The organism is Neisseria viridiae (genome assembly GCF_962747995.1).
Taxonomy (GTDB): domain Bacteria; phylum Pseudomonadota; class Gammaproteobacteria; order Burkholderiales; family Neisseriaceae; genus Neisseria; species Neisseria viridiae.
Window position 1 is genome coordinate 346,922 of record NZ_CAUJAJ010000001.1, and the last position, 11,365, is coordinate 358,286.

Here is an 11,365-nt window from a genome sequence, read left to right on the forward strand (position 1 = left end):
TTTGCCTATTCCGACATCAAATGTCCCAGCTTGTCCGCCTTGGTTTGAAGATAACGTTTGTTTTCAAGGTTTTCCCCGACGTGCAGGGGGATGCGTTCGACCACGTTAATCCCCGCATCTTTCAGGGTTTGGATTTTTTCGGGGTTATTGGTCAGCAGTTTGACCGAGCGGATGCCCAGATATTCGTAGATAGATTGCGCCAAACGGAAATCGCGGGCATCGACGGGCAGCCCGAGTGCCAAATTGGCTTCAACGGTATCCATACCTTGGTCTTGCAGATGATAGGCGCGGATTTTGTTAATCAGCCCGATGCCGCGTCCTTCCTGACGCAGATAGACGATGATGCCGCGCCCCTCTGCCTGTACCGCCCTCATGGCCGCTTCCAGTTGCGGCCCACAGTCGCACTTTCTGGAAAATAGCGCATCACCCGTCAGGCATTCGGAGTGGATGCGCGTCAACACCGGACTGCCGTCTGAACAATCGCCGACGGTCAGCGCGACGTGTTCCTGCCCGTTTGCCTCTTCAAAACCGTGCATCGTAAATACACCCCATTCGGTCGGTAGGCGGCAGGAAGCGACATAGTTTAATAATTCAGACATTTTCATTTCCTTCTGCGGCAATGATGCCCAAAAGCTGCTTCAAAGGTTCGGACAACGCCAAGGCAAGAGCCACCCATTCCGCCTGCGCCGCCTCATCCGCACAACCGGCTTTTTCAAATTCGACGTGAACCACGCCCAGCACGCCGCCGCTCTCTGTACAAACGGGAATGGAAAGCTGCGCCGCCGAATGCCGGTTGCGTTCGCCGGAAAGCTCGCCCAATGCCAGCCAGCGGCCCACATCCGAAGCAATATTCATCCAACCGCTTTGCGCGCAACGGCAGGCAAGCGAAACATCGGCAACATTTTCATCCGGATTCCATATGTTTTCCAAACCTTCTCCCTGTTGGGACAGGCAAACCAGCCGGAAGGCGGCGTTTTCAGACGGCATCAGGGCATAAACGGCTGCGGCGCGCACGCCTTCACAGCGCGAGAATACCGAATCCAGAGCCATAAAAAGCCGTTTCAGGCTGTCTTCGCGACCATCATCGCACGGCAGATAATCGGCAAGTTTCCAACCTTCATGATTGCGCCACAAAACCGAACGGTCTATCGAAGCCGTCCCCATATCCATCACCGCCTTTACGGTCAGATACGCCGTCCTTACCCCGTCGGGCGGCAGCTTTAAACCCTGGGTCAGCAGAAAATCTTTAATCAAAGCAGCAGGCATACTCAAATTCCGTCAATAAAATAAAACCGCCGGATTCCGATGCCAGGCGGACGAATAGCGGATTTTACCGCTGCAAAGCATAAGCCTCAACTATTACGCCCAAAGCCTTGCGCAATCGGACAAAATCTGTATAATCTCCACCCTTATGCGGACGTGGCGAAATTGGTAGACGCACCAGATTTAGGTTCTGGCGCCGAAAGGTGTGAGAGTTCGAGTCTCTCCGTCCGCACCAACATACAAAAACGCTTAGAAATTCTAAGCGTTTTTTTCATTTAATCCCGTCTAACACCATTAACCAATCCTTGTAAATGCAAGGGTTTCAGGCTTCTTTATACCCCGTTGTTTTCTTTTTGGCTGCATAACGCCGTCTAATTTAATCTAATTGAATCAACCAAAATCAGGGGGTATGATTCGGGGTATCTGAAAATACCCCCTAAAACATACCCCCACCATGCCGCTGAATGACCGACAAATCAAAAATGCCAAGCCCGCCGAAACAGGGAAAAAGACCAAGCTGTTTGACGGCGGCGGATTGTATCTTGAAGTTACCCCAGCAGGCGGGAAAGTTTTCCGTTTGAAATACCGTATAGACGGCAAAGAGAAAACACTAACTATCGGAAAATATCCGACTGTATCACTAGCAGAAGCCCGCACCGCTGCCGAGAATGCCCGCCGCTTGCTTGTATCGGGGCAAGACCCCAGCGAAGCCAAGCAACAGGAAAAGCGCGAACGGCAAGCCGCCGCCCTAAATACTTTTGAATCAATCGCCCGCCGATGGCATACCGACAACCTGACCCGCTGGAAAGAAAACCATGCCGCCCGCGTGTTGAGATATTTTGAAACGGACGTTTTTCCCGTTATCGGCGCAATGCCGATTCAGGAAATCAGGGTAAGCGATATTAAAGCGGTTCTTGACGGCGTAATGGTGCGGGGCGTGAGCAATACCGCCGAAAAAATCAGGGAATGGACGGGCGCAATATTTGACTATGCTGCCATGCTTGAGATTGTGGAAACCAACCCCGCCTATTCATTGCGGAAATACATCCCCGCCAAGCAGACCGACCATCGCCCCGCTTTGCCCCGTGAAGAACTGACCGAGTTGTTTCCGCCGCCTGATACTGACAGAGATTGAGCCGCAAAACAGAATAGCCCTGATTTTGAATATGCTGACCTTTTTACGAAGCACGGAACTAAGGGGCGGGCAATGGAATGAAATAGACTTTGACACGGCAGTATGGACAGTTCCCGCCCAGCGTATGAAGCACGAGAAGACCGCGCCGAAACCGCCCCATGCCGTCCCACTGGCTGACTGGACGCTTGAACTTTTGGCAGAACTGAAAGAGCTTACGGGCAATACGCCGTTTCTGTTTCCGAGCAGAACCAAGACGGACGGCTTTATCAGCGACGCAACAATAGGTCGTATCATTGAGCGCATGGGCTACAAAGGCAGAGTAACCCCGCACGGTTTCCGCTCGCTTGCCAGCAGCGTTTTGAATGAACAAGGCTTCAACCCTGACGCGATAGAACGGCAGCTTGCCCACATTGAAAACAACAAAATCCGCGCCGCCTACAACCGCGCCGATTATCTGAACGAGCGCAAAGAGTTTATGCAGTGGTATAGTGATTTTTTGCGGGAACGATACCGCCAAGCATTAAGATTGATTGAGCACGGCACGCGGAATTAACGTATTTTTTCGCCGCCGTTGCCAAAAATCTTCACGACAGATGGCGGCGGAAATTTTCATAGAAAATCTCCCAAATAACGATAGAAATTCATAAGATGAAATAAATTCACATAGAATCGTTCAAAATACAAGTTAACTAACATTTACATAATTTACATAACAACAGTTTTAGAAGAATGTTTTTAATGCTTGTAAAAATTGGCATATAAAAAATAACAGCCTGTCCGTTATTCTTTCGTGTTTTCTGAAAAAAAGTGCAACATTGTTGCACTTTTTTTTATTGAAATATTTTGAAATATTTCGCTAAAAGTGAAACGTTGTTGCACTTTTTCAATAAGTTATCGACTTTTTAACACGGCTTAATGTTGTTATCTTATTCGCTTGTCGTCTAATTCAATCTATCTGAAAGCAAGGAAGTTTAAATATGAACGATACAAGCAGGATTTTGAGAGCCAAAACAGCTGCGGAAAAATTGGGTATATCTACCGCGACACTTTGGAATAAGGCAAATCCCAAAAGCCGCCATTACCGCCCCGATTTTCCCCAGCCCGTCAAAATATCAGACAACGTTACAGGCTGGATTGAGAGCGAAATAACGGCATACATCGAAAAATGCGCCGCCCAGTGCAAAGATACAGGAGCAGCAGCATGAAGACCGCTTATCAGACCATGAAAGAAGCAGAAGCCGCATTCAGCCGTTTGGCAAAGCTGGAACAGCAACAAGCCGCTAAAGAAGCCAAGCACAAAGTCAAGATTCAGGCATTGACCGACAAACACGCCGCTGATATTAAGCCGCTGGCAAGCGAACAAACCGCTATCCGCGCCGCGCTTGCCGACTATGCCGCCGCCCACCGCGACGAACTGACCGCCAACGGCAAAACCAAGACCGCCACTATCGGCAAAGGCCGTCTGAAATGGCGCAAACAGCCTGACAAACTGGAAATCACGGGCGATACGGAAATCATCATTGCCGCCCTGAAACGCCGCCGCTTGAGCCGCTTTATCCGCGTAAAAGAAGAATTGAACAAATCCGCCATCATTGCCGAAATCGGCAAACTGAAAACACCGATAGACGGTATCAAAACCGTATCAGGCGGCGAGGCATTGAGCATTGAAACAGGGGTATGACATGGATAAAAGAACAACAACCAGCGGCGATGAGATTTTAAGCACAATTTCCGACAAATGCGCCGAAGTATTGAAGAATTTGGGTATAAATTCAGCCCATGCACACCGCGCCGCTATTGCCGTTGCCGACCATATTTCTTTTGAGTTCGGCGGACAGCTTGTCTATTTCAAGCAGTGCAAAAAAGAAGATATTGAAGAGAGAAACTTAACAATTATCGAAGAATACAAAAGCGGCTTGATGACCGTGGGGGAAATCGCCCGCAAATACGGAATTTCCATGCAGTCGGTTTATATGATTTTGAGAAAGGCAAAAAATGAATCTTGAAATCAAGCGTTTTCAAATTTCAAAAGTCGGAACGCATACCGATTCACGCGGCACGAAACATATTTTTAGCAGCGAAAAGCTGCAAGCCGTAGCTGACGAGTACAACCGCCGAAAAGCGGCAAAGGGCAAAAGCGCGCCCCTGTTCATCGGGCATCCGTCCATGTTGAAAACCCCACCAAAGCCTTTGGGCTTGGTTACTGAATTGACCTTTTCAGACGGCAAACTATACGCAGAAGCGTATTCAACCGACGAACTGACCGACCTAATACGACGCGGCGTTTATAAGCACTGTTCGGCAGGTTTCGACTTATTGAAGGGCGGCGGCTTGAAACTGAATCACGTTGCCTTTTTGAACCATCCCGCCGTTAAAGGCATGGACGCGCTGGATTTTGGTGCAGGGCAGGCGGGATACATCACATTTGAAACCGAAATATGCCAGTTTTCCGAGCCTGAATATCCTAGCGAAGCGCACCGACTGGACGCATACGCCCGCGCCTATATGCAGGAACACCCGCAAGCCGACTATGCCGCCGCCGTAAGAGCCTGTTTACACCTGACGAACTACCGATAAAGGACAATGAAATGACTGTAATTGATACCGCAAAATCTGTCGTAAATACTTTTAAAGCACAAGCCGCCAAAATTCAAACAGAGCGCGAAAATACCGCCTCTTCAATCGGCAAACTGAAAGCAGAAATCAAGCGTTTGCGCGATATGCCCGTTTCCCGTGCTGATTTTAGTCTGATTTTAAAAGAGCACATCAAGGCGCAATCGGAGCAGAGCGCAAACCGCCTTGCTTCCGCCCTTGAGCAGACAAAACCCAATTCAGACGGTAACGGCTTGGAATTTGACCGTTACAACCGCCGCCCGCTGGAATCGCTTGAATCCAATATTCATTCAGGCTGGCTTTTTTCAGGCATGAAAACCGATTATGACTTTCTGTCTTACAGCCAACTGGAAAACGGAGCGGGCGGAATCCGCAGCCTGCTTTGCTTCCTATTCCCCGACACCATTCACGACCGAATCATGCAGACGGTAGAAGAAGAAATCGGCGAAAAATGGGGCAATGACGACTTGCCGAGCGTATCCGAACGCCGAGAAAAAATCATTGATATGCAAAACGAAATCAAAGATTTAGAGGGGAAATTAGCCGAATTGGACGCGGCAATCAAAGAATTTGGGGCGCAAACCGCTTGACAGCGGCAAAAGGCGGGGCAATAATGCGCCTGTCGTCTTCAATAGGACTGACAGCCGTAGGAAGCTGAAACCACACAGGCAAGTAAGCCGCCAAAAGAGTATCAGAGCTACCCGATAGCCCGAATACCCCAAGCGGCATTTTCTTATCTTGCATTCCCCCTGTTTTACCTTTTTCAATGGCAGGCAGGGGCAAAGAGGGCTTATGCCCGCTGGTGCTGTGTGCCAGTTTCCTACCCTTTGCCCTTTGCCCGCCGCCCCACCGTGTAGGAACGGAAAGGCGGTATATTAGCCACACAGAAAGGTAACAACATCATGACTAAAGTCATCACAAAAGCCATCACACCCGAATTCACTAACTCAGAAATCCCGCAATCATTCTTTCACGGCGAACAGGATATTTATATCCTGAACGAAGCCGCCTACCGTCAAATCGAGCGCGTAGCCGATATGCTGGCAGCAATGGCGACCTACTCACGCGGTAGCGACAAGCGCGAAGAGCAGCTATTCAATACCTTGTCTTTTGCTTCCGAGCTTCTCGAAAAATCCATTTCTTGGAACTGTATTTAATCCTTTGAATCGACCTTTTGCCATGCCTGAAACGGCAACGGCGGGATTTTTGCAGCCCGAAGAAACAAAAAAGCATTTCTGACCGCATTCTGACCGACCTAATACGCCTTTTTTACGCTTGGCAAGGGGTAGATATACCCGAAAGGCAAAACGCCATGAAATACGACCTTTCCGACCTCAAAGCCGCCGCATTTGGACGCTGGCAGGAAATCCACGTCGCATTAGGCATAGACCCCCGCTATTTGAATACGCGCCGCCATTGCCCCTGCCCGTATTGCGGCGGCAAAGACCGTTACCGCTATACCGACCATCGGGGAACGGGCGGATTTATCTGTAATCAATGCACCCCGCAAGGCGGCAGCGGCTTTGATTTGCTTATGCTTGTTTTCGGCTATGACTTCAAGGAAGCCACCCGCCAAGTAGCCGCCGTTTTGGGGTTTTCAGACGGCATGACGGGGCAATATCAAGCCCGCCACCCCTTGCCGTCAGAACCCGCCGCGCCGATACAGGACAAACAGCCCGCCTTGTTGAAAACATGGCATGAAGCCTGCCCGTTGGACGGCAACGACCCCGCTAGCCTGTATCTGCAAACGCGGGGCTTGCCGCCCGATTCTTGGCAGTGGACAGGCGGCGCAATCCGTTTTCATTCCGCCCTTTCCCTTTACGCCTTACGCGCCCTTGACGGATACACCGCCGCCCCTTTGCTGATTGGTTACTACCCCACCATGATAGCCGCCGTTACCGATACGGGCGGCAGTCTTCAAGGTTTGCACCTGACTTACCTAGCCCCCGATTCAGACGCCCCGCGACGCTGGCACAAACTGAACGCAACCCACCCCGAAACAGGCGAGCAGCTACCCGCAAAGAAAATGCGGGCGCGATACCCCGAAGCATTGCGAGGGGCAGCCGTAGCCCTAGCAGCCCCTGATAAGGACGGGCGGATTTTGGTATCAGAGGGCATAGAAACCGCCCTAGCCGCGCACGCCTTGTTCGGTATTCCCGCCGTTGCCATCCTTTCCGCCATCGGCATGACCCGCTGGCAATATCCGCCAACTGCCCGCGCCCTGTTTATCGCCGCTGACAACGACAACAGCAAGACAGGAATCAAAGCCGCCGAAAGCCTAGCCCGCCGCGCCGTTTCCGACGGATTGACCGCCGCCATATGGCAGAGCGATATGGCAGGATTCGACGCATTGGACGAATACAACACCCGCCAAGCAGACAAAAAAGCCGTCTGAAACCTGATTCAGACGACCGAAAGCTACATTTTCCATTCAAGGATACTGCCATGCTACACCAAAGCAAAAACGACAGCCAAACCGCCGCCCCCGCAAATGATACGCTGTCGGAATTTGAAACCTTTACCATTAAACCCCGTTACGAATGCACGAAAAACGGTGTTTACTTTATCGGCATAAAGACCGATAAAGACGGCAACACGAGCGAAGCCGCCCCGCTTTGGCTTTCCGACCCGATACGGCTTATCGGGCGCGGCATAGACGGCGGCGGCAATCATTACTGCATTATCGAATACAGAGACCGCCTGACCCGCCAAACCAAACAAGCCGCCCTGTCTGCCGCCGATATAGGCACAAATCAAGGCTGGCAGCGTTTGCAGTCATACGGTTTGACTGTCTTATCGGGCAGAGCCAAGCGCGAAAGACTGGCAGACTACCTACAAACTGACGGGCAGGACACCCCATACACCGTAACCGCACAAGCAGGCTGGCATGGCAACGCCTACATCTTACCCAGCGGCGAAACCATACAGCCCGAACACGCCCCAAAAGGACAGGCAAAAACCATTTACAACGGCGATAAAAGCCAAGCCGCCGCATACGCCCCAGCGGGAACGCTGGACGACTGGAACGCCGCCATCGGCAAACACCTGACAGGAAACAGCCGTTTTTGCCTTGCAGTTGGAACAGCACTAGCCGCGCCCCTGATTGAGCTTTTAGGATTGGAAGCGGGCGGATTCCATCTTTTCGGCGATTCACGCGACGGCAAATCTACAGCCGCCCGCGCCGCATTGAGCGTATGGGGAAACCCCGTCGCCCTCATGCAAACTTGGACAGGCACGGCACACGGATTCAGCAACTTAGCCAACGCCCGTAATGACGGCTTGCTTGTATTGGACGAAATCGGGCAGGCAAACCCCCGCCAAGTAGCCCACACAGCCTATTCAGTTATCAACGGTATATCCAAAGTGCAGGGCGCGAAAGACGGCGGCAACCGAGAATCGACCCGCTGGAAAGTCTTATTGTTTTCCACAGGGGAAAAGCCGCTTGAAAACTTCGTAGAGCGCGGCGGCGAAAAATGGCAGGCAGGGCAGGCAGCCCGCTTGCCGTCTATCCCCAGGATTAGGCATTTACGACACGTTGCATGACTTTGAGAGCGGGGCATTATTGAGCGAACACATCAACCAATCAGCCGCCGCCAACTATGGCACATTGGGGCGCGCCCTGATTGCCCTGATACAAAATACCCCTGAATCCGTAGCTACCGCCCGCGCCTTGCAAGACGACTTCATGCAGACCCTGCCCGCATTGAACGGACAGGCGCGAACCGTAGCATTACGCCTAGCCGCCACCGCCGCCGCACTGGAACTTGCCGCCCGTGCCCGCCTGATACCGTTACCCATAGGTGGCGGAATTGCCGCCATCAAACAATGCTTTGAAGACTGGCACGAACGGACGGGCGGCGGCAAATACGAAGACCGCGCCATTATCGGACAGGCAGCGGCATTCATGGATATAAACGCCCTGTCTATGCGCTTTTCCGATTGGAACAGCCAAACCGTAAACCGCGACCATGCAGGATACAGACGACAAGAGGGGGAAACGGATGAATATTGGATAATCCCTGTTACTTTTGAAACCGAGATTTGCCAAGATTTTGACAGGCAGAAAGTATGCGAAGTCCTCAACGCTATCCGATGGCTGAAAAAGCCTGAAAATCAAAGGGGCTGGACGCACCAACGAAAACGGAAAGGCGCAATCAGCCGTTTCTATGTCCTCATAGGCGAAGCCCCGCCCGATACCGACGAATAAACCAAGCCCGCCCGAACATTCAGGCGGGCTTTTTTGCGTTTGCGGTTTTTACCCGTCAATTTCAGACGACCTTAAAACATAAAACCGCCAAATTTGCGAAATGCGGGCATTTTCCTGTCTGCCTATATCTATCTATACCAAAACAATGAAACCCGCCAAATTCCGCAAATTTACCCCGTTAGCGTTCAAATTTTGCCGTCAAGCCACACCACCACCGGAAACAGCCTGCCGCCCACGCCGAAAAAAACCTATATAGGAACACAAAAAAGTGTCGTTACCGTCGTTACCACAAAACTTTACAATATATAAGTAAATGAATATAAATATAAAACAGGAAGAAAAGCGGTAACGACCCCCCCTTTTTTATGTCGTTACCGTGTCGTTACCGTCGTTACCCTTTTCTTTTCATAGACTTATCGTGTAAAAATTTGTAAGTATCGACAGGTAACGACACAGATTTTTTTATGTCGTTACCGTGAAAGCCTTGCCCCGTAAGGGTTTGCGGGCGCGGTAACGACGGTAACGACGGTAACGACGGTAACGACGGTAACGACACCTTTGTGTGTATATATAGCGTTTTTTTCTGAATTGGGATAATGTAGGAAGAAGTGGGATAATTCGAGATGACCGCCCGCCGATTGCCGCCAGATTTTCAGACGACCGAGCGCGGGGAAATGTGTATCATGAGAGCTACAAAACACCGCCGAAAAATTTTGACTTTGACAAATAGGGGGTATATTTGGGGGTATTTTGATGATTACTAAAAATAATATATATAAATATCAGAATCTTAAGCGTTCAATTTTAGTCTCTCCGTCGCACCATTAACAACAAATAAATCAAGCAATTAATACACATTGGGACAATTTAGGGACGCAAAATACAGGCCACCTGATTTAACCAGGTGGCTTTTTTATCGGGCTTGGATAAATTTAAAACCATATAAATCAGAATATTGAAATATATTCAAAAACCTCTTGCATTACGTTAAAACATCGGTTACACGCCCGACAACCTGAAGGAATTGCGCCATAAATACGGCTTGACGCAAAAGCGGGTTGCCGAGATTACGGGCGTAACTTTAGTGACGGAACAAAAGCGGGAGGCGGCAATGGGTTTGAAAGCGCATTGCGATATGCCGCACACGCGTTGGTTGGTTTTGTTGGAATATTTGGGGAATCTTTAAATCGGTTTTGTTTGAATAACATCGGAATGATGCCGTCTGTAAGCAAATTTGCTTCAGGCGGCTTTTTATTTGCCCTCGGGAAATGGCTTGTCGGTGCGTTTTTTTGTGTAACTTATATGTGAATGGAAAAGGCGAGAAGAGGGTTGGGCAATGAATGATTTGGTTAGATACGATCCGTTGGAACACAGGCAGCTTGCCGGAGGTTTGAAGAAGCATTACGGCTTTACTGAAAAAGATGCGTGGGCGGCTTCCGACGACACGGCGTTGACGCGCGGGTTTAAAAATTCTATACGTTCGGCGCGTATGGCGTAGAATGATTTTACGGGCGATACAGAGGAACTCGGCCAACTGAAGGCTGAGGATATGGATTATCGGAAGATTCAGGAGGGGCGTAAGTCTCAGGCTTCCAGGGAGCTTGGCGTGGCTTGGGATAGGGCGAAGGTGTCGGTGTGGTGGACAAGGCGACGATGAGGCTTGGCGGCGGTATTTTGAATATGGGCAGGAAAGCCGCCGAGAAGGCTGTATTGAAGAAAATGGGCGTTGCGGCGGCTAAGGGAATGCCTGAATTTGCGGCTTTGACGGCTAAGGAGTCCGTCAAGGGCGGATTGGGCGGTGCGGCACGGCACGCGGCGGCTTTGCACGAGTTGCGCGGCGTGGTGGCGCAGTGGAACAGGAAGCATCCGGAGCGTGCCATTAAGTCGGAAAACATTATGGCGGGCGTGAGGAACCGGCAACGGCGCGTTGCGGGGGCGAAAGACGGCATTTATCTGCCGGACAAGCACTCGGATGCGCGTACCGACGGCGGTTTTGCCTTCGGGCATTGAGGAAGTCCCGAACCTGAAAATGGTTCGGGCTTTTTTTAGGTGGTTGAATGCCGCCGATACGGTTGGAGACCTTTGCAAAATTCCTTTCCCCCCGACAGCCGAAACCCCAACACAGGTTTTCGGCTGTTTTCGTTTCA

13 protein-coding genes, 1 tRNA gene and 2 pseudogenes are annotated in these 11,365 nt (G+C 50.8%); 13 read left to right on the plus strand and 3 right to left on the minus strand.

What is annotated here, in order from left to right; genetic code table 11:
- Positions 1–5: 5 nt before the first annotated feature.
- Both ribA and Q9J79_RS01800 read right to left on the minus strand, forming a co-directional pair.
- Positions 6–599, minus strand: a complete 594-nt coding sequence (ribA, locus tag Q9J79_RS01795) for a GTP cyclohydrolase II (RefSeq protein ID WP_301911282.1) — start codon at positions 597–599, stop codon at positions 6–8.
- Complete coding sequence (locus Q9J79_RS01800) at positions 592–1,266, minus strand: hypothetical protein (protein ID WP_301911281.1); 675 nt, start codon at positions 1,264–1,266, stop codon at positions 592–594. Before Q9J79_RS01800 ends, ribA begins: the two co-directional genes overlap by 8 nt.
- 147 nt (positions 1,267–1,413) lie before the next feature.
- On the opposite strand from Q9J79_RS01800, the gene Q9J79_RS01805 reads away from it, so the two are divergent.
- The 11 genes and pseudogenes from Q9J79_RS01805 (at position 1,414) to Q9J79_RS01855 (ending at position 9,218) form a co-directional block, all read left to right on the plus strand.
- Positions 1,414–1,498, plus strand: a tRNA-Leu gene (locus tag Q9J79_RS01805).
- A 219-nt stretch (positions 1,499–1,717) separates the two neighbouring features.
- Positions 1,718–2,951 (plus strand): annotated as a pseudogene (locus Q9J79_RS01810) (tyrosine-type recombinase/integrase).
- Positions 2,952–3,375: 424 nt separating this feature from the next.
- The gene (locus Q9J79_RS01815) at positions 3,376–3,603 is read left to right on the plus strand and encodes a helix-turn-helix transcriptional regulator (RefSeq protein ID WP_301911280.1); all 228 of its coding nucleotides are present in this window, start codon (positions 3,376–3,378) and stop codon (positions 3,601–3,603) included.
- The gene (locus Q9J79_RS01820; protein ID WP_301911278.1) at positions 3,600–4,079 is read left to right on the plus strand and encodes a host-nuclease inhibitor Gam family protein; all 480 of its coding nucleotides are present in this window, start codon (positions 3,600–3,602) and stop codon (positions 4,077–4,079) included. Before Q9J79_RS01815 ends, Q9J79_RS01820 begins: the two co-directional genes overlap by 4 nt.
- 1 nt (position 4,080) lies before the next feature.
- Positions 4,081–4,404, plus strand: coding sequence for a Mor transcription activator family protein (locus tag Q9J79_RS01825; RefSeq protein WP_301911277.1), 324 nt, complete (start codon positions 4,081–4,083; stop codon positions 4,402–4,404).
- Positions 4,394–4,975, plus strand: a complete 582-nt coding sequence (locus Q9J79_RS01830) for a phage protease (protein ID WP_301911276.1) — start codon at positions 4,394–4,396, stop codon at positions 4,973–4,975. The genes Q9J79_RS01825 and Q9J79_RS01830 overlap by 11 nt, the downstream gene beginning before the upstream one ends.
- Before the next feature lie 11 nt (positions 4,976–4,986).
- Positions 4,987–5,601 carry a hypothetical protein gene (locus tag Q9J79_RS01835; RefSeq protein WP_301911275.1) on the plus strand — a complete coding sequence of 205 codons (615 nt, stop codon included), beginning with the start codon at positions 4,987–4,989 and terminating at the stop codon, positions 5,599–5,601.
- A 312-nt stretch (positions 5,602–5,913) separates the two neighbouring features.
- Entirely contained in the window at positions 5,914–6,168 is a 255-nt protein-coding gene (locus Q9J79_RS01840; protein ID WP_301911274.1) for a hypothetical protein, read from the plus strand.
- A 155-nt stretch (positions 6,169–6,323) separates the two neighbouring features.
- Positions 6,324–7,406, plus strand: a complete 1,083-nt coding sequence (locus Q9J79_RS01845; RefSeq protein WP_301911273.1) for a DUF7146 domain-containing protein — start codon at positions 6,324–6,326, stop codon at positions 7,404–7,406.
- Positions 7,407–7,456: 50 nt separating this feature from the next.
- Complete coding sequence (locus tag Q9J79_RS01850; protein WP_301911272.1) at positions 7,457–8,554, plus strand: DUF927 domain-containing protein; 1,098 nt, start codon at positions 7,457–7,459, stop codon at positions 8,552–8,554.
- Entirely contained in the window at positions 8,547–9,218 is a 672-nt protein-coding gene (locus tag Q9J79_RS01855) for a hypothetical protein (RefSeq protein WP_301911271.1), read from the plus strand. Before Q9J79_RS01850 ends, Q9J79_RS01855 begins: the two co-directional genes overlap by 8 nt.
- 470 nt (positions 9,219–9,688) lie before the next feature.
- Here the strand turns inward: Q9J79_RS01855 and Q9J79_RS01860 are convergent, their stop codons facing one another.
- Positions 9,689–9,919: a hypothetical protein gene (locus Q9J79_RS01860; protein WP_304685282.1), complete on the minus strand. Its 231-nt coding sequence runs from the start codon at positions 9,917–9,919 to the stop codon at positions 9,689–9,691.
- A 323-nt stretch (positions 9,920–10,242) separates the two neighbouring features.
- On the opposite strand from Q9J79_RS01860, the gene Q9J79_RS01865 reads away from it, so the two are divergent.
- Entirely contained in the window at positions 10,243–10,404 is a 162-nt protein-coding gene (locus tag Q9J79_RS01865; RefSeq protein WP_301911269.1) for an XRE family transcriptional regulator, read from the plus strand.
- 150 nt (positions 10,405–10,554) lie between these two features.
- Positions 10,555–11,228: pseudogene (locus Q9J79_RS01870) on the plus strand (hypothetical protein).
- The last annotated feature ends 137 nt before the right edge of the window (positions 11,229–11,365 follow it).

Excerpts from the sequence above, each read along its gene's own strand:
- ribA (WP_301911282.1), bottom strand. The coding sequence starts at position 599 with ATGTCTGAATTATTAAACTATGTCGCTTCCTGCCGCCTACCGACCGAA.
- Q9J79_RS01850 (WP_301911272.1), top strand. The coding sequence starts at position 7,457 with ATGCTACACCAAAGCAAAAACGACAGCCAAACCGCCGCCCCCGCAAAT.
- Q9J79_RS01820 (WP_301911278.1), top strand. The coding sequence starts at position 3,600 with ATGAAGACCGCTTATCAGACCATGAAAGAAGCAGAAGCCGCATTCAGC.
- Q9J79_RS01800 (WP_301911281.1), bottom strand. The coding sequence starts at position 1,266 with ATGCCTGCTGCTTTGATTAAAGATTTTCTGCTGACCCAGGGTTTAAAG.
- Q9J79_RS01830 (WP_301911276.1), top strand. The coding sequence starts at position 4,394 with ATGAATCTTGAAATCAAGCGTTTTCAAATTTCAAAAGTCGGAACGCAT.
- Q9J79_RS01815 (WP_301911280.1), top strand. The coding sequence starts at position 3,376 with ATGAACGATACAAGCAGGATTTTGAGAGCCAAAACAGCTGCGGAAAAA.
- Q9J79_RS01845 (WP_301911273.1), top strand. The coding sequence starts at position 6,324 with ATGAAATACGACCTTTCCGACCTCAAAGCCGCCGCATTTGGACGCTGG.
- Q9J79_RS01840 (WP_301911274.1), top strand. The coding sequence starts at position 5,914 with ATGACTAAAGTCATCACAAAAGCCATCACACCCGAATTCACTAACTCA.
- Q9J79_RS01835 (WP_301911275.1), top strand. The coding sequence starts at position 4,987 with ATGACTGTAATTGATACCGCAAAATCTGTCGTAAATACTTTTAAAGCA.
- Q9J79_RS01825 (WP_301911277.1), top strand. The coding sequence starts at position 4,081 with ATGGATAAAAGAACAACAACCAGCGGCGATGAGATTTTAAGCACAATT.